Annotated in this window: 19 protein-coding genes; 11 read left to right on the top strand and 8 right to left on the bottom strand. The window is 69.0% G+C overall.

Annotated features, from left to right (window positions below):
- The first annotated feature begins 79 nt into the window (after window positions 1–79).
- The 4 genes from BST44_RS06820 (at window position 80) to BST44_RS06810 (ending at window position 2899) form a co-directional block, all read left to right on the top strand.
- Window positions 80–328: a hypothetical protein gene (locus BST44_RS06820; RefSeq protein WP_082972912.1), complete on the top strand. Its 249-nt coding sequence runs from the start codon at window positions 80–82 to the stop codon at window positions 326–328.
- Window positions 329–339: 11 nt separating this feature from the next.
- Window positions 340–495: a DUF6131 family protein gene (locus tag BST44_RS30345; protein WP_090419013.1), complete on the top strand. Its 156-nt coding sequence runs from the start codon at window positions 340–342 to the stop codon at window positions 493–495.
- 153 nt (window positions 496–648) lie between these two features.
- On the top strand, window positions 649–1353 hold the full coding sequence (locus BST44_RS06815) for a response regulator transcription factor (RefSeq protein WP_083176140.1): 705 nt from the start codon (window positions 649–651) through the stop codon (window positions 1351–1353).
- 43 nt (window positions 1354–1396) lie between these two features.
- Window positions 1397–2899, top strand: coding sequence for a sensor histidine kinase (locus tag BST44_RS06810; protein ID WP_279628969.1), 1503 nt, complete (start codon window positions 1397–1399; stop codon window positions 2897–2899).
- Here BST44_RS06810 and BST44_RS06805 read toward each other — a convergent pair.
- Window positions 2892–3368, bottom strand: coding sequence for a lipoprotein LpqH (locus BST44_RS06805; RefSeq protein WP_007166777.1), 477 nt, complete (start codon window positions 3366–3368; stop codon window positions 2892–2894). The genes BST44_RS06810 and BST44_RS06805 overlap by 8 nt on opposite strands.
- A gap of 172 nt (window positions 3369–3540) precedes the next feature.
- On the opposite strand from BST44_RS06805, the gene BST44_RS06800 reads away from it, so the two are divergent.
- Window positions 3541–5421, top strand: a complete 1881-nt coding sequence (locus BST44_RS06800) for an alkyl/aryl-sulfatase (protein ID WP_142274388.1) — start codon at window positions 3541–3543, stop codon at window positions 5419–5421.
- 74 nt (window positions 5422–5495) lie between these two features.
- Here BST44_RS06800 and BST44_RS06795 read toward each other — a convergent pair whose 3' ends face one another.
- The 6 genes from BST44_RS06795 to BST44_RS06770 all read right to left on the bottom strand — a co-directional run bounded on the left by BST44_RS06795 (window position 5496) and on the right by BST44_RS06770 (window position 10977).
- Window positions 5496–6467, bottom strand: a complete 972-nt coding sequence (locus BST44_RS06795; RefSeq protein WP_083175983.1) for an NADPH:quinone oxidoreductase family protein — start codon at window positions 6465–6467, stop codon at window positions 5496–5498.
- Window positions 6467–7078 (bottom strand): TetR/AcrR family transcriptional regulator, encoded by a 612-nt coding sequence (locus BST44_RS06790; RefSeq protein ID WP_083175981.1) that lies wholly within the window; start codon window positions 7076–7078, stop codon window positions 6467–6469. Before BST44_RS06790 ends, BST44_RS06795 begins: the two co-directional genes overlap by 1 nt.
- Window positions 7075–8394, bottom strand: coding sequence for an acyl-CoA dehydrogenase family protein (locus BST44_RS06785; protein ID WP_083175979.1), 1320 nt, complete (start codon window positions 8392–8394; stop codon window positions 7075–7077). Before BST44_RS06785 ends, BST44_RS06790 begins: the two co-directional genes overlap by 4 nt.
- Before the next feature lie 40 nt (window positions 8395–8434).
- Window positions 8435–9199, bottom strand: a complete 765-nt coding sequence (locus BST44_RS06780) for an SDR family NAD(P)-dependent oxidoreductase (protein WP_083175977.1) — start codon at window positions 9197–9199, stop codon at window positions 8435–8437.
- Between the two features lies 1 nt (window position 9200).
- On the bottom strand, window positions 9201–10256 hold the full coding sequence (locus BST44_RS06775; protein ID WP_083175975.1) for a phosphotransferase family protein: 1056 nt from the start codon (window positions 10254–10256) through the stop codon (window positions 9201–9203).
- Between the two features lie 61 nt (window positions 10257–10317).
- Entirely contained in the window at window positions 10318–10977 is a 660-nt protein-coding gene (locus BST44_RS06770) for a class I SAM-dependent methyltransferase (RefSeq protein WP_083176138.1), read from the bottom strand.
- A gap of 77 nt (window positions 10978–11054) precedes the next feature.
- On the opposite strand from BST44_RS06770, the gene BST44_RS06765 reads away from it, so the two are divergent.
- Together BST44_RS06765 and BST44_RS06760 are read left to right on the top strand one after the other, a co-directional pair.
- A complete protein-coding gene (locus BST44_RS06765) occupies window positions 11055–11663 on the top strand; it encodes a histidine phosphatase family protein (protein WP_083175973.1) in 609 nt (202 codons plus the stop codon).
- 9 nt (window positions 11664–11672) lie between these two features.
- A complete protein-coding gene (locus tag BST44_RS06760; RefSeq protein WP_083175971.1) occupies window positions 11673–12719 on the top strand; it encodes a phosphotransferase family protein in 1047 nt (348 codons plus the stop codon).
- Between the two features lie 98 nt (window positions 12720–12817).
- Here the strand turns inward: BST44_RS06760 and BST44_RS06755 are convergent, their stop codons facing one another.
- Entirely contained in the window at window positions 12818–13168 is a 351-nt protein-coding gene (locus BST44_RS06755; protein ID WP_083175969.1) for a LapA family protein, read from the bottom strand.
- A gap of 100 nt (window positions 13169–13268) precedes the next feature.
- Here BST44_RS06755 and BST44_RS06750 point away from each other — a divergent pair, with 100 nt between their 5' ends.
- From BST44_RS06750 to BST44_RS06735, 4 genes are read left to right on the top strand one after another with little or no spacing between them, the layout of a single operon-like run.
- On the top strand, window positions 13269–14216 hold the full coding sequence (locus tag BST44_RS06750) for an ABC transporter substrate-binding protein (RefSeq protein WP_083175967.1): 948 nt from the start codon (window positions 13269–13271) through the stop codon (window positions 14214–14216).
- A complete protein-coding gene (locus BST44_RS06745) occupies window positions 14213–15304 on the top strand; it encodes an ABC transporter ATP-binding protein (protein ID WP_083175965.1) in 1092 nt (363 codons plus the stop codon). The genes BST44_RS06750 and BST44_RS06745 overlap by 4 nt, the downstream gene beginning before the upstream one ends.
- Window positions 15305–15307: 3 nt before the next feature.
- Window positions 15308–15994 carry an ABC transporter permease gene (locus BST44_RS06740; RefSeq protein ID WP_083175963.1) on the top strand — a complete coding sequence of 229 codons (687 nt, stop codon included), beginning with the start codon at window positions 15308–15310 and terminating at the stop codon, window positions 15992–15994.
- Window positions 15991–16704: an ABC transporter permease gene (locus BST44_RS06735; protein WP_083175961.1), complete on the top strand. Its 714-nt coding sequence runs from the start codon at window positions 15991–15993 to the stop codon at window positions 16702–16704. Before BST44_RS06740 ends, BST44_RS06735 begins: the two co-directional genes overlap by 4 nt.
- The last annotated feature ends 45 nt before the right edge of the window (window positions 16705–16749 follow it).

Raw genomic sequence — 16749 nt, 5'->3', positions numbered from 1 at the left:
TGACGAATTCACCCGGCGCAATGTTTAGGCACAAGTCGAATGGGTAACTATCGTCCACGAGAAATTTTTCTCGATCACATTGGAGGTCACCATGCGTGGCAGCGGAATCATTGGGACCATTGCCCTGGTATGGCTGCTCATCGGGGTGTTCGCGGCGTGGCAACGCGATTACTTCAAGGGTGACTCGACCAGTTGCGTCACGGCGGGAAACATCGCCTTGACCGTCATCGCGGGACCTTTGAATTACGGGGGAGTCAACCCGAAAGTCAAGGACTGCCATGTTCCGCAGCCCAGTTCAATGCCTGGTGTCCTACTACCCCTCACCTAAAAGGAGTCGTCATGATTGTCTTGGGCGTAGTTCTGCTTATTCTCGGATTTGTATTCAGCGTCCCATTGCTGTGGGAGATCGGCGTCGTCGTGCTCGTCATCGGCGCCGTCTTGTGGATTATGGGCTCCATCGGCCGCCCGGTCGCCGGCCGGCGCTACTGGTATTAACCACCTCGCCGGGAAAAACGGGATCGCGCGACTGCTCAGCAGTCGCGCGATCCCGTTCACAGGGGGCGCAAAGGTAGGCCATAGCCGCGCCTCAGCGGGGTGCGCATACTGGAACCTGTGACACAATCGCGAGCCTCCGTCGAGCGGGTGGTCATGTGTCGCGCGGATGGAAATCCGATCAACGTCTTGGTCGTCGACGACGAATCGGTCCTGGCCGAAATGGTGTCGATGGCGCTGCGGTACGAGGGCTGGAACATCGCCACCGCCAGCGACGGCGCGTCGGCCATTGCCGCGGCCCGCGGCCAGCGTCCCGACGTGGTCGTCCTCGACGTGATGTTGCCCGATATGAGCGGGCTCGACGTCCTGCATAAGTTGCGCGAGGAGAACCCGCAGCTGCCCGTGCTCCTGCTGACGGCCAAGGACGCGGTGGAAGACCGCATCGCCGGCTTGACCGCGGGCGGCGACGACTATGTCACCAAACCGTTCAGCATCGAAGAGGTGGTGCTGCGCCTGCGCGCGCTGCTGCGGCGCACCGGGGTGACGACGTTGGACAGCGGCGCGCAGCTGGTCGTCGGTGACCTGGTCCTCGACGAGGACAGCCACGAGGTGACGCGCGCCGGCGAGCCGATCTCGTTGACCTCCACCGAGTTCGAGCTGCTGCGGTTCATGATGCGCAACTCGAAGCGGGTGCTCAGCAAGGCCCAGATCCTCGACCGGGTTTGGAGCTACGACTTCGGCGGCCGGTCGAACATCGTCGAGCTCTACATTTCCTATCTGCGCAAGAAGATCGACAACGGCCGCGACCCCATGATCCACACGCTGCGTGGCGCGGGTTATGTCCTCAAGCCGGCCCGCTAGCAGCGGGTCGCGACTATTGGCCGGGCGTAGCGGGTCGCGACCATTGGCCAGCGCGCGGCGGGCCTGGTCCCTGCGGCTGCGACTGCTGGTCGGCCAGATCGTCGTACTCGCCATCGTGTGCGTCGGCATCACCGCGGTGACCGAACTGGCGCTGAACCACCACCTGGTGAAGCAGCTTGACGGGCAACTCGCCGGCACGTCGTTCCGTTCGGCGCTGATGTATCCCGAACCCAACCGCCCGGGATGGCGGCACCAGCACTCGTACTTTCCCAGGCCCGGACCCGGCCCGCGGTTCCTGGATGCCCCCGGGCAGCCGGCGGGCATGGTCGCCGCGGTGGTCAACCACGGCAAGGCGGTCGACGCGGGCTATTTGACCAGCAGCGGCACCAGGGCCGCGCTGACCCCCGCCGCCCAGACGCAACTGGAGCAGATCTCGGCCAGTCACGCGCCCGTCACCGTGGACCTGGAGGGTCTCGGCCGGTACCGGGTGATGGCCGCGCCGAGCCGCAACGGGGGCGACATCATCGTCACCGGGCTCTCGATGTCCAACATCGATGCCACCCTGATCCGGATGATGATCATCTTCGGGATCGTCACCGTGATCGCGCTCGCGGCCGCGACGATCGCCGGGGTGATCATCGTCCGGCGGGCGCTGGCGCCCCTGCGCCGCGTAGCCCAGACGGCGAGCCGGGTCGCCGACCTGCCGTTGGATCGCGGCGAGGTCGAGCTTCCGCTGCGGGTCCGCGAATCGGATGCCAACCCCTCCACCGAGGTCGGCCAACTCGGGTCGGCCCTCAACCGGATGCTCGACCACATCGCGGCCGCGCTCTCGGCCCGACAGGCCAGCGAGACGCGTGTCCGTCAGTTCGTCGCCGACGCCAGCCACGAACTGCGCACGCCCCTTGCCGCGATCCGTGGCTACACCGAACTCACCCAGCGCATGGGTGACGACCGGGAGGCGGTGGCGCACGCGATGAGCCGGGTGGCCTCCGAGACGGAACGGATGACGCGCCTGGTCGAAGACCTGCTGCTGCTGGCCCGGTTGGACTCCGGCCGGCCGCTGGAACGCGAACCGGTCGACTTGTCGCGGGTGGCGGTCGACGCGGTCAACGACGCGCACGTCGCCGGGCCGGATCATCAGTGGGAGCTGGACCTGCCGGAGGAGCCGGTGATCGTCACCGGTGACGCGGCCCGGCTGCACCAGGTCCTGACCAATCTGCTCGCCAACGCCCGCCTGCACACCGGCGCCGGCACCGTCGTGACCACCCGGTTGAGCGCGGAGCCGACGCAGACCGTGCTGCAGGTGATCGACAATGGCCCCGGCATCCCGGCGGCGCTTCAGTCCGAAGTGTTCGAGCGATTCGCCCGCGGTGACACCTCGCGTTCCCGCAAGGGCGGCAGCACCGGCCTGGGACTGGCGATCGTCTCCGCGGTCGTCAGGGCGCACAACGGGACGATCGCGGTGAACAGCTCACCCGGCTACACCGAGTTCACGGTGCGGTTGCCACTCAACGGGTGGCAACCGCCCGCGCCATCGCCTAGCTAGAGCAGTTGACGTCGATTTCGAACGGCTTGTTCACCGGTTGCATCGGGTTGGCCATGTCGACGCCGGTGGCCGTGCCGGTGATCTTGTAGGTGTTGCCGTTCTTCTCGGCGGAGGCGTTGCCCTGGCCGGTCCCGGAGGTGTAGCCGAGCGTCACGCCGTTGACGTTGCCCAGCCCGACGGACTTCACCTGGGGCGGGCTGGCGTCGGTGAGCACGGCGGCGATCCCGGTCGCTGCGCCTCCGATCGCGATGTTGACGTTGCCGCCCGCGGTGGTGCACACGACCGAGCCGCTGACGTTTTGGTCCTTACCGTCGATGATGACCTTGGTTCCGCTGGCAGCGCCCGCCGAGGTGTTCACCGCGGAGCTGGTGCCCGAACCGCCCGAACTCGACTTGTTGCTGGAACAGCCGGAAATACCGGCGGCCAAAATTGCCGCTCCGGCCGCCGCGACCATCAGTCCACGCTTCACGTGCTCTCCTTTGCCCGAAAGTTGCGACCCACGGCATTGAGGGCCGTTCGGGCAGTATGCGGGTTAACTGGGCCGATAATCTAGGGCCGCCAGAAATTGTTTCTCTGTTCATTAATCAACGGGACAAGATCCGTCCGGAATGGCTTCGGGAATGGGCCGTCGATGGCACTGTATTGGCGTGGAACACAAACCCCCCACCGCGGTCATCGAGGCGGCGCACCGCGCGCATGCGCTGCCCCTCGATGACGACACCGACTTCCACGACGCCGACCGCGGGTTCATCGCCGCCCTGTCCCCGTGCGTCATCCGGGCGGCCGACGGACGCGTGGTGTGGGACAACGACGCCTACGCCTTCCTCCGCGGAGCCGCGCCGGCGTCGGTGCACCCCAGCCTGTGGCGGCAGTCGACCCTGGTCGCCAAACAGGGCCTCTACGAAGTGGTTCCGGGTATCTACCAGGTCCGTGGCTTCGACATCTCCAATGTCACGTTCGTCGAGGGCGACACCGGCATCATCGTCATCGACCCGCTGGTGTCCACCGAGGTGGCGGCCGCCGCGCTGGCGTTGTATCGGGAGCACCGCGGGGGCGACCGCCCCGTGGTCGCGGTGATCTACACCCACAGCCATGTCGACCACTTCGGGGGCGTGCTGGGTGTCACCTCGCAGGCGGAGGTGGACGCGGGCGCCGTGGCCGTGCTGGCGCCCGAGGGTTTCGCCGAGCACGCGGTCCGGGAGAACGTCTACGCCGGCCCGGCGATGACGCGCCGGGCGACCTACATGTACGGCACCCTGCTGCCCCGCGGACCCCAGGGCCAGGTGGGCTGCGGGCTGGGCCAGGCCCCCTCCACCGGCGAGGTGGCGATCATCGTCCCCACCATCGACGTCACCGCGACCGGCGAGACGCACACTGTCGACGGCGTGGAGATTGAGTTCCAGATGGCGCCCGGCACCGAGGCGCCCGCCGAAATGCATTTCTACTTCCCGCGTTTCCGCGCGTTGTGCATGGCCGAGAACGCCACCCACAACCTGCACAACCTGCTGACCCTGCGCGGTGCCCTGGTGCGCGACCCGCACGCGTGGTCCGGCTACCTCACCGAGGCGATCGACACCTTCGCCGACCGCGCCGACGTGGTGTTCGCCTCCCACCACTGGCCGACCTGGGGGGAGGAAAACATCGTCCAGTTCCTGTCGCTGCAGCGCGACATGTATGCCTACCTGCACGACCAGACGCTGCGACTGCTCAACCGGGGTTACACCGGGGTCGAGATCGCCGAGATGTTCCAGATGCCACCGGCGCTCGAGCGGGCCTGGCACACCCACGGGTACTACGGGTCGGTCAGCCACAACGTCAAGGCCGTGTACCAGCGGTACATGGGCTGGTTCGACGGCAACCCGGCGCGGCTGTGGCCGCATCCCCCGGAGGCCCTCGCCCCGCGCTACGTCGACGCGATGGGCGGAATCGACCGCGTCGTCGAGCTGGCCCGGAAGGCGTTCGACGCCGGCGACTTTCGTTGGGCGGCAACACTACTGGATCATGCCATCTTCGCCGACAGCGGACACGCCGGCGCCCGAGCGCTGTACGCCGACACGCTCGAGCAGCTGGCCTACGGCGCCGAGAACGCGACCTGGCGCAACTTCTTCCTCAGCGGCGCAACCGAGTTGCTCGACGGGAACTTCGGCACTGCGACCCAGGCCACCTCGCCCACCATGCTCTCCCAGCTGACGCCGGAGCAGATCTTCGACAGCCTGGCCATCCGGGTCGACGGGCCACGCAGTTGGGATCTCGACCTGACCATCGACCTCGCCTTCACCGATCTGGCCGTCAACTACCGGCTCACCCTGCGCAACGGGGTGCTCGTGTACCGGAAGGCGGCGGCCGAACCCGCGACGGCGACCGTCACGGTCGAGTTGGACAGCAAGTCCCGGCTGTTGACGGCGGCGCTGGGCGACTTCGCCTCGACCGGACTGAAGATATCCGGCGATCGGGAAGCGCTGCGGACCTTCCTGGGTGTGCTGGATGAGCCCGACCCGGGTTTCAACATCGTCACCCCCTAGTCGACCCTCGCGAGCAGACACAGAATCGCATCAAACTCATCGGCTCTGTGCGACTTTGCGTCTGCTCGCGGAAACTAGCGCGCCACGTCGATGACGACCTTACCCAACACCTTTCGGTCGGCCACGTGCCGCAGCGCGGCGGCGGTCTCGGACAGGGGGAACCGCGCCCCGATGTACGGGCGGACGGTGCCGGCGGCGAACATCTCCGACAGCTCCCGCATGTCGCGGGTGGCCTCGTCGGGGTGGTCGGTCATGAACGTCCGGATCTCCATGCCGCGCACGCAGATGTCTTTCAGCAGAACGAGGTTGAGCGGGATGGCAGGTATCGTCCCGGCGGCGTAGCCCAGCGTGACGAAGGTGCCGCCGCGCGCCAGCCCGCGCAGCGCCGGCTCAGCGTACGGCCCACCGACGGGGTCGATGACCACTTTGGCGGCGTCGCCGGTGAGCTCGCGGATGCGCGACTTCACGTCCTCCCGGTCGTAGTCGACGGTCGCCTCCGCGCCGCGTTGCCGGCACAACTCGAGTTTCTCCGGGCTGGATGCCGCGGCCAGCACCCGCGCCCCCATGGCGACGGCCAGGTCGACCGCCGCCAGCCCGACCCCGCCCGCGGCGCCCAGCACGACGACCCAGTCCCCCTCTGCCACGGCGGCGGTCGACCGCAGCGCGTGGTAGGCGGTGCGGTAGGTCACCCCGAAGGCCGCGGCCGAGGCGAAGTCGGCGTCGTCGGGCACCAGCGCCGCCTGACCGGCGTCCAGCAGGGCCCGCTCGGCGAACGCACCAAAGGTGGTCCCGGACACGCGCTGTCCCGGCTCGAACGGCGCGCCCGCACCGGCGGCTACCACCTCGCCGGCGATCTCGTTGCCCGGAATGAACGGGGGCGGAATCTTGACCTGGTACTTGCCGGCGATGAACAGGACGTCGGGAAAATTGACCGCCGCGGCGTGGACGCGCACCAGCAACTGCCCGGGGGCCGGGACCGGCTCGGCGACGTCCTCGAGAACCAGATCCTCCGGAGTGCCATAGGCACGGCAGACGACGGCGCGCATCAACTGACCCCCAGACCGCGCAGGCAGAACCCCACCAGGTGTGCGATGTCGTCGGACCGGGGCCGGTCGGCCGACCCCACGTATCGGCGCATCGTCGCCGCCGTGCAGCTGAACACGGCCTCCACGTCCCGCTCGACGTCGTTGCTGCCCATCGCCGCAACGGGTTTGACGAGCAGATCGCGCAACGGGCGCATCATCTCCCGGTCCGCGGCCCGCCAGTCCGTGCCGGCCGACATCTGCCCGGCCGCCGCCCGGCTCATGCTGATCAGGTGGGGGTCGGCCACCTGAGCCAGCGTGCCCTCGATCCAGCGCGCGACCTGGTCACGCGGGTGTCGCTCCTTGGCCATCTGGTGCTCGAGGTAGGACACCACGATGGCCACGCCGCGCTCCATGACGGCCAGGATGAGGTCGTCCTTGCCGGCGAAATACCGGTAAAACGCCTTGTTCGACGAGCCCGCCTCGGCGACGATGTCGCTCACCCGCGGGGGTTCGGGCGCGACCCGTTCCATGACGCGGACCGCCGCGGCCAGGATGCGCTCGACCTCCTCGGTGGCCTCCCGCTGGCGTTCGTCGAGTGCCCGCTCGACCGCCGCCGTCACCCTGGTGTTCACGGCGAATCGGGCAGCGCCGGAACCCGGTCGATCAGGTCGCCGTACTTGGTGCGTGCGGCCTCCCGGCGGATGTCCAGCAGCTCACTGGGCCACTCGGCGTCCTCGGCCTCGTAGTGTTTGAGCAGCAGCTTGGCCAGGTTGACCTTGTGGGCCTCGGTCGGTCCGTCGGCCAGCCCGAGTGCCACCCCGCCGAGCAGCACGTTGACCAGCGGCAACTGGTCGGTGGTGCCCAGTGCGCCGTGCACCTGGATCGCGCGCAGCCCAATCGATTTGAGTACCTGTGACGCCAGGATCTTGCAGGCGCCGATCTCGGCGCGGGCCGCGTGTTCCCCGGCGGTGTCGATCAGCCACGCCGCGTGCAGCACCGCCAGCCGGAACGGCATCAGCTCGGTATAGGAGTCGGCGATGAACGCCTGCACCAGCTGCTTGTCGGCCAACGAACTGCCCTGGGTGAAGCGGCTTTTCGCGCGGCGGGCCATCATCTCCACCGCGCGTTGGGCCACCCCGATCGATCGCATCGCGTGATGCAGCCGGCCGCCGGCCAGGCGGGTCTGCAGGATCATGAAGCCCTGGCCGGGCTCGCCCAGGAGTGCGTCCGACGGCACCCGGACCCCCTCGTAGTGCACCAGCGAGTGCCCGGGTTCGTGCGGCAGCGCACCGACCAGGTGATGGGTGGCCTCGATGGTCAGCCCGTCGGTCCCGGCGGGCACCAGAAACGTCGAGGCGCCGCGGTGCACCGGCACGTCGGGGTCGGTGATGGCGACGACGATGAAGAACGAGGCGACGGAGGCGTTGGAGGAGAAGTACTTTCGGCCGGTGATCACCCAGTCCCCGTTTTTTTCTGAGCCGTCGCGGAAGGCGCGCGTCCGGAACACCCGCGGATCGGCGCCGCCCTGTGGCTCCGTCATCGAAAAGCACGAGAAGATCTCCCCGGACAGCAGCCCGGCGAGGTAGCGGTCCTTCTGGTCCTGCGTGCCGAAGCGGGCGATGATCTCCGCGTTTCCCGTGTCGGGCGCCTGCGTCCCGAAGACGATCGGCGCCCAGGGGCTGCGGCCCAGAATCTCGTTGATCAGCGTCAGCTTGACCGCGCCGAAGCCCTGGCCGCCCAGTTCGGGGCCCAGATGCGGCGCCCACAGGCCGTGGTCGCGGACCCGTTGTTTGAGGGGGTCGACGATGCGGCGGCGTTCGTCGTTCAGCGGCAGGAACTCGCAGCCGGGGAACAGCACCTCGAGGGGTTCCACCTCCTCGCGGACGAACTCGCGGACCCAGTCGATTTTCTGCTGAAATTCCGGTTCGGTGGAGAAGTCCCAAGACATTCGAATGCTCCTAGGTGTTCATTGGCGGTGACCCGCCACGTCAGGGAAGTCCGCCGTCGGCGCGCAGGATCGAACCGGTGGTGAAGCTGGAGGCGTCGGACGCCAAAAACAATGTGGCCCCGACGATTTCGGCCGGATCGCCGGCGCGCTGCAGCGCGAGGTGCCCGAAGGGCTTGCCGTGGGCCGCCTCGAGGTTCCAGGACTTGCTCACGTCCGTGAGGAACGGCCCGGCCATCAGCGTATTCACCCGCACCGGCGGACCGAACGCCTTCGCCAGCGCCTCGGTCATGGCGTTGAGCCCGGCCTTGGCGGCGGCGTACGGGATGATGTCGGGCGTCGGGCGCAGCGACCCGGCCGTGCTGACGTTGATGATGGACCCGCGGCCGGCCGCCACCATCCGTTCGCCGACCAGAGCCGACAATCGGAACGGTCCCTTGAGGTTGAGGTTGACCACCGCGTCGAACAGCTTCTCGGTGACGTCGGTCAGCTTGTCGTACAGCGGTGACATGCCGGCGTTGTTGATCAGCGTGTCCACCCTGCCGAACCGCTGGTAGGTCGCCTCGACCAATCCGTCGAGTTGATCCCACCGCCCGACGTGCACCTGATACGGCATGGCGGCGCGCCCGGTTTCGGCCTCGATCTCCTTGGCGGTGGTCACGCAGTTGTCCATGTTGCGGCTGGCGATCACCACGTCGGCGCCGCAGCGCGCCGCGGCGAACGCCATCTCACGCCCCAGCCCCCGGCTGCCGCCGGTGACCAGCACGACCCGGTCGGTGAGATCGAAAAGCTGATCCGCATAACCCATTTCAGCGGCCCCCGGTGGGACCGGCGGGTAAGGACCGCGCGAGCTCGGCCGCCCTGGCGATCAGCTGCAGGATCATGGGCCCGAATGCGTCTTGGATCTTGGGGTCCACTTTGCCGGTGCGCACCCCCGCAGCGTAAGTCTTTTCCAGCACGATGCCGAGCTTCCAGTTGGCCAGCACCAGGTAGTAGTCGATGTTTTCGGTGGAGAGCCCGCTGACCGTCTCGTAGTGCCGCAGCAACTCGCTGCGGGTGGGCATTCCGGTCATGTCCAGATAGAACCCGTCGGCGCGCGGCTCTTCGCCGTCGTAGCCCAGCAGGGACCAGGCCAGGTCCAACAGCGGGTCGCCGACCGTCGTCATCTCCCAGTCCACGATCGCGGCCAGTCGCGCCGGCTCCCCGTGCGCGAACATCACGTTGGCGAACTGGTAGTCGCCGTGCATGATGCCCGGGCGGTAATGCGCGGGCCGGTTGTTGCGCAGCCAGGCGGAGGCCTCGTCGAGCCCGGGCAGCTCGCGCACCTGGTAGGCGTCGAGGAAGGTCAGCCAGCGGTCGACCTGCCGCTCGTGGAACCCGTCCGGGCGCCCGAACCCCTCGAGCCCCTGCGCGCGCCAGTCCACCCGGCCCAGCCTGGCGGCGCCCTCGACGAGCTGGAAGGCCAGCCCGCGCCGGGCGGCCAGGTCGGTGTCGAACGGCGGTTGCCACCCGCCATCCATCGGGCTCCACCCGTCGATCGCCTGCATGACGTAGAACGGCATGCCGAGCACGGTGCCGGTGTCGTCGGCCGCGATCAACGCCGCGTGCGGCACGTCGGTGCCCGACAGGGCCCCCACCAGCCGGATCTCGCGCAGCAAGCCGTCGATGCGCGCCGCGTCGGCGCGCGCGCCGGGCATGCGCAGCACCATCCGCTGTCCGCCGCGGTCGAGCAGATACAGCGTGTTCTGCGAACCGCCCTTCAGCTGCGTCAGCCGCGGTTCCTCACCGTTTCCCGGCGCGCCGTTCGCGTCCAGCCAGCGGGCGAGCACGCCCGCGTCCAGTTGGGCCTGACCCACCGTCGCCATCGCGCACACCTCGCTCTCGAACCGGAGAATAGCATTCTCCACGGCGCGCGAAGGTCTTTCGCTAGCCGGGCTTGTGGGCCGTGAGCAGAAAGCCGGGTGCCATGAAGTGCCCTTCGGCGTCGCGTTCCAGGCGTGCCAGCGGGCCGTCGGAAGACACCGGCGCGTTCCCGTAGACCTTGGCGGGGCGCAGTTCGTCGACCCGCCAGAGCGGCGAGACGGCGTCGCGCAATTCCGCCTCGGTGAAGCCGCGCGGGCCCCCGTGGTCGGCGTTACCCAGCGCCCCGGCCGCGAAGGCCAGCACGTGGAGCGCCGCCCCGGGCGCGGCCGCACGCGAGATCGACCGCAGATAGTCCTGGCGCCGCTCCGGCGGCAACGCGTGGAACAGGCCGCTGTCCAGGATGGTCGCGAAGCGGCCGTCATAGCCGCGGAAGTTGGTGACGTCGGCCTGGGCGAAGGTCGCCGTCGTCAGCCCTTGTTCGGCGGCGGCCAGGGCCGCGGCCTCGATCGCGGTCGCGCTGCTGTCCAGGCCGACCACCGTGTAGCCCCGCGCCGCGAGGGCCAGCGACAGCGCGGCATGGCCGCAGCCGGCGTCCAGCACGTCGCCGCGGATCTTGCCCTCGTCGATCAGGGCCGCCAGTTCCGGCTGCGGCCGGCCGATGCTCCACGGTGGCGGCGTTTCCTGCCGGTACACGGCGTCCCAATCCATATGGGGCTCGGTCATCATTCCTCCTCGGGATCGGCTTCGCGGGGCGCGATGAGAAACTGGGCGCTGCCCACCATCCGACGACGGGAACCAACATGCAACTGCTTCTGGTCCGGCACGCGCTGCCGTTGCGCAGCGAACACGGCGAGGGCTCCGACCCGGACCTGTCGGACGAGGGATTGGCCCAGATCGAGCGACTGCCCAAGGCCCTGGACCGGTTCCCCATCTCCCGGGTGGTGAGCAGCCCCCAGCGCCGCGCCATCCAGACCGCCGAACCGGTCGCGGCGGCCCGGGAGCTCAGCGTCGAGATCGACGACCGGTTCGCGGAATACGACCGCGACCTCCCGCTGTACATCCCCGTCGAGCAGATCCGCGAGGAGCGGCCCGAAGAGTGGGCGCGGCTGGCCCAGGGGCATCTGCCGAGCGCGGTCGACGAGGACGCGTTCCTCGCCCGGGTGCGCGCGGCCGTCGACGACCTCGTCGCCTCGGTCGACCCCGAAGACACCGTCGCGGTGTTCAGCCACGGCGGGGTGATCAACGTTCTGCTGCACCAGATTCTGGGGACATCCCGGCTGTTGTCGTTCCCGGTCGACTACGCGTCGATCACCCGGCTGCTGTTCTCCCGATCCGGGCAGGCGACGGTGGCGGGGGTCAACGGGGTCGAGCACGTGTGGGACCTGCTGCCGCGAAATCAGAGGTGGTAAACAAGTCCGGTGACTTCAGCTGACCAACTCGAAGGGCTGGACCTGGCCTCGCTGGACTCCTACCTGCGTTCGCTGGGCATCGGACGCGACGGCGAGTTGCGCGCGGACTTCATTTCCGGTGGTCGGTCCAATCTGACGTTCCGGGTTTACGACGACGCGACCAGCTGGCTGGTGCGGCGGCCGCCGCTGCACGGGCTGACGCCGTCGGCGCACGACATGGCCCGTGAGTACCGGGTGGTCGCCGCGCTGCGGGACACCCCGGTTCCGGTGGCGCGCGCGATCGCGCTGTGCGAGGACGACTCGGTGCTGGGCGCGCCGTTCCAGATCGTCGAGTTCGTCGCCGGCCAGGTCGTGCGCCGGCGCGCCCAGCTGGAAGCCTTCAGCCACACGGTCATCGAGGGCTGCGTCGACTCGCTGATCCGCGTCCTCGTCGACCTGCACACCGTCGACCCCGAGGCCGTCGGCCTGGGGGATTTCGGCAGGCCCAGCGGTTACCTGGAGCGGCAGGTGCGGCGGTGGGGCTCGCAGTGGGCGCTGGTACGCCTGCCCGACGACCGCCGCGACGCCGACGTCGAGCGCCTGCATTCCGGTCTGCGGGAGGCCATCCCCGAGCAGAGCCGCACGTCGATCGTGCACGGCGACTACCGGATCGACAACACCATCCTGGACGCCGAAGACCCGACGAAGGTGCGCGCCGTCGTCGACTGGGAGTTGTCCACCCTCGGCGACCCGCTGTCCGACGCCGCCCTGATGTGCGTGTACCGCGACCCGGCCCTGGACTTGATCGTCAACGCCCAGGCCGCCTGGACCTCACCGCTGCTGCCGACCGCCGACGAGCTGGCCGACCGGTATTCGCTGGTCGCCGGCTTACCGCTGGCGCATTGGGAGTTCTACATGGCGCTGGCCTACTTCAAGCTCGCCATCATCGCCGCGGGCATCGACTTCCGCAGGCGGATGTCGGACCAGGCCCGCGGGATGGACTCCGACCACATGCCCGAGGTCGTGGCGCCGCTGATCTCGCGCGGGCTCGCGGAGCTGGCCAAGCTGCCCGGCTGAGTGTGCGGCCCCGGATTCGCGTGTGAGCTGACGGCGCTCATGCGGGCGTAATCCCGCCCAGGGCGCACTGCCGACGCCCGGTACGCACACTCGATCAGCTAGCGCGACGAGGCCGCGTGATGCTTCTTCGCGGCGCGGCGCAGCTGCAGGATCCGCGCGGTGCCGACCGCCACCGTGATCAGGCCGCCGACCACCGCCGCCAGCAGGATCGCCACCCCCAGCGGCAGGCTCCAGTGCCAGCCCAAGAACGTAAACGGCGCCGTTGCCGTGTTCTGGGTGATGAAGATCAGCAGCAGAATCAGAATCAGGAAGCCGGCGATCAGGGACGACCACAGCGCCCCGGCGCGGGTGAACCCGATCGCCGGTTCCTTGGGCGCAGGGCCCGGCTTGGGGGCCGCGTCGGGCTTGTGGGGCGGCTGGCTGGGCGAGGCAGGGGTGTGGCTGCTCATAGGGTCATCTTTGTCCCATCCGGGACAGAATGAAACCAAACCGCGCAACCGGCCCGCTCGGTCCCCGCGCGCGGGTGATTCTGGCGTTAGTGTCGGCGGTATGGGGATGCCGTCGCGCGCGCGCCGCGCGGTCATCCGAGCGGCGGTGTGTCTCACGGCGATATCCGCGCTGCCGGCGTGCAGCAGTACCGACCCGCTGGGCGCCGAGGTCCGCAATCCCAGAAACATCGTCGTGGGGTCCGGCGATTTCCCGGAGTCACAGATCATCGCCGAGATCTACGCACAAGCTTTGCAGGCCAACGGCTTCGAGGTGGGACGTCGAATGGGGATCGGCAGCCGGGAAACGTACATTCCCGCGTTGAAGGACCATTCCATCGACCTGGTGCCCGAGTACATCGGCAACCTGCTGCTCTATTTCGCGCCCGAGTCGACGGCGACCCTGCTCGACGCGGTCGAGCTGGAGCTCGACCGCAGGCTCCCCGGCGACCTGGCAATCCTTACTCCCTCGCCGGCCAGTGACACCGATACCGTGACCGTGACGGGCGGGACCGCTAATTCCTGGAAGCTGAGGACAATCGCCGACTTGGCCGCTCATTCGGCGGACGTGCGGTTCGGCGCGCCATCGGCGTTCGCGAACCGGCCGGCCGGCCTGCCGGGACTGCGGCAGAAGTACGGGCTCGACATCAGGCCGGGCAACTTCGTCGCCATCAACGACGGTGGCGGCGCCGTGACGGTCCGCGCGCTGCTGGAGGGACGGGTCAACGCCGCCAACGTCTTCACCACGTCACCCGCCATCCCGCAGAACCACCTGGTGGCGCTCGAAGACCCGCAGCACAACTTTCTGGCCGGCAACATTGTGCCGCTGGTCAATTCGCAGAAGAAGTCGGACCGGCTCAAGGAGGTGCTGGACGCCGTGTCGGCGAAGCTGACCACCTCAGGGGTCGCGGGGCTCAACGCCGCGGTGGCCGGGAACTCCGGCATCGATCCCGACCAGGCCGCGCGGAACTGGCTGCGCGACAACGGGTTCAACCATCCGGCGGGACAATGATCGTCTTCGACGACGTCAGCAAGGCTTTCGCCGACGGGACCAACGCGGTGGACCGGCTGAGCCTGTCGGTCCCCGCCGGGAAGTTGACCGTCTTCGTCGGCTCGTCGGGCAGCGGCAAGACCACGGCGCTGCGGATGATCAATCGAATGATCGAGCCGACCTCCGGCACGATCGCCGTCGACGGGGTGGACGTAGGCACCCTCGACCCGGTGCGGCTGCGCCTCGGGATCGGCTACGTCATCCAGCATGCCGGCCTGATGCCGCACCTGCGGGTGATCGACAACGTCGCAACGGTTCCGGTGCTCAAGGGGCAGTCGCGCAGGGCGGCCCGCGCCGCCGCCTACGGGGTGCTCGAGCGGGTCGGGCTGGACACCAGGCTCGCCACCCGCTACCCCGCGCAGTTGTCCGGTGGCGAGCAACAACGCGTCGGCGTGGCGCGCGCGCTGGCCGCCGACCCGCCCATCCTGCTGATGGACGAGCCGTTCTCCGCCGTCGACCCGGTGGTTCGTCTCGACCTGCAGAACGAAATCCTGCGTCTGCAAAGCGAATTGCGTAAGACGATCGTCTTCGTCACCCACGACATCGACGAGGCGCTCAAGCTCGCGGACCAGGTGGCGGTGTTCCGGGCCGGCGCGTTGCAGCAGTACGACGAGCCCGCCCGGCTGCTCTCGCGGCCGGCCAACGACTTCGTGGCGAGGTTCATCGGCCTCGGCCGCGGGTATCGGTGGCTGCAACTCATCGACGCGGCCGGCCTGCCGCTGCACGACGTCGAGCGCATCCCTGCGGACGACCTGTCCGCGGCCGGCCCGGCCGACGGCTGGGCTGTGGTGGTGGACGGCGCCGGCGCGCCGATGGGGTGGATCGACGCCGGGGGACTGCGCCGGCATCGCGCGGGGGCGTCCTTGTCGGACAGCATGAGCGGCGTCGGCTCGTTGTTCCGTCCCGGTGGCAACCTCAGCCAGGCGCTCGACGCGGCGCTGTCGTCGCCGTCGGGCGTGGGCGTCGCCGTCGACGACGGCGGCAAGGTGATCGGCGGGGTGCTGGCCGGCGACGTACTGGCCGCGGTCGAAGCCCGGCGGGGGGAGTGACCGATGCGCTATCTGCTTACCCACCTCGACGACGCCTGGGCGCTCACCCTCGTCCACCTGCGGCTCTCGTTGGTGCCGGTGCTGATCGGGTTGGCCCTCGCCGTCCCACTGGGCGCGGCGGTCCAGCGCGCGCCGGTCGCCCGCCGACTGACGACCGCGACCGCGAGCGTCGTGTTCACCATCCCGTCGCTGGCGCTGTTCGTGGTGCTGCCGATGATCATCGGCACCCGCATCCTCGACGAGGCCAACGTCATGGTCGCGCTCACCGCCTACACCGCGGCGCTGCTGGTGCGGGCGGTGCTCGAGGCGCTGGACGCGGTGCCGGCCCAGGTGCGCGACTCCGCCACCGCCGTCGGCTACCCGCCGGTCGCGCGCATGCTGAAAGTCGAACTGCCGCTGTCCATCCCGGTTCTGGTCGCCGGGCTTCGGGTGGTGGTCGTCACCAACATCGCGATGGTCTCGGTCGGCTCGGTGATCGGGATCGGTGGGCTTGGCACCTGGTTCACCGAGGGCTACCAGACCAACAAGAGCGACCAGATCCTGGCCGGCATCGTCGCGCTCTTCGCGCTGGCGATCGTCATCGACGCGTTGATCGTGGCGGCCGGCCGCCTCAGCACGCCGTGGGAACGCGCCGGGCGCTCGCCCCGCCGCCGGTCGGTGATGGCCCCGATCGTGGGTGGCGCGCGATGAACTTCGTGCGGGGCGCCATCTCGTACCTGCTCACCGTCGACAACTGGACCGGGCCGGTCGGGCTCGCGGCGCGCGTCCTGGAGCATCTCGAGTACACCGCGGTCGCGGTGGGGGCCTCGGCCCTGATCGCCGTCCCCGCCGGGCTCATCATCGGCCACACCGGCCGCGGCACGCTGCTGGTGGTCGGCGCGGTCAACGGGTTGCGCGCGCTGCCGACGCTGGGCGTGCTGCTGCTCGGGACGCTGCTGTTCGGGCTGGGCCTGGGGCCGCCGCTGGTGGCGCTGATGCTGCTGGGTGTCCCGGCGCTGCTGGCCGGAACCTATGCCGGAATCGCCAGCGTCGAGCCGGCCGTCGTCGACGCCGCCCGCGCGATGGGCATGACGGAGGCCCAGGTGCTGTGGGTGGAGGCGCGGAATGCGATGCCGTTGATCCTCGGTGGTTTGCGCAGCGCGACGCTGCAAGTGGTCGCCACCGCGACCGTCGCCGCCTACGCCAGCCTCGGTGGGCTGGGCAGATACCTCATCGACGGAATCAAGGAACGCGAGTTTTACCTCGCCTTGGTCGGCGCCCTGATGGTCGCCGCATTGGCGCTCGCGCTGGACGGGCTGTTGGCGTTGACGGTGTGGGCGTCGGTCCCTGGCACGGGGCGACTGCGCCACACTTACCGGACACGTCTCTCACGGTTCGCGGGCACGATTTACGGTAGATGAGTGAACACAGATTCCTCTGATTCGGCTCGGCGCGTGTGGCAGGCG

It is taken from the genome of Mycobacterium scrofulaceum (assembly GCF_002086735.1).
GTDB classification, from domain to species: domain Bacteria; phylum Actinomycetota; class Actinomycetes; order Mycobacteriales; family Mycobacteriaceae; genus Mycobacterium; species Mycobacterium scrofulaceum.
This window is presented reverse-complemented; position numbering and strand designations above follow the sequence as displayed.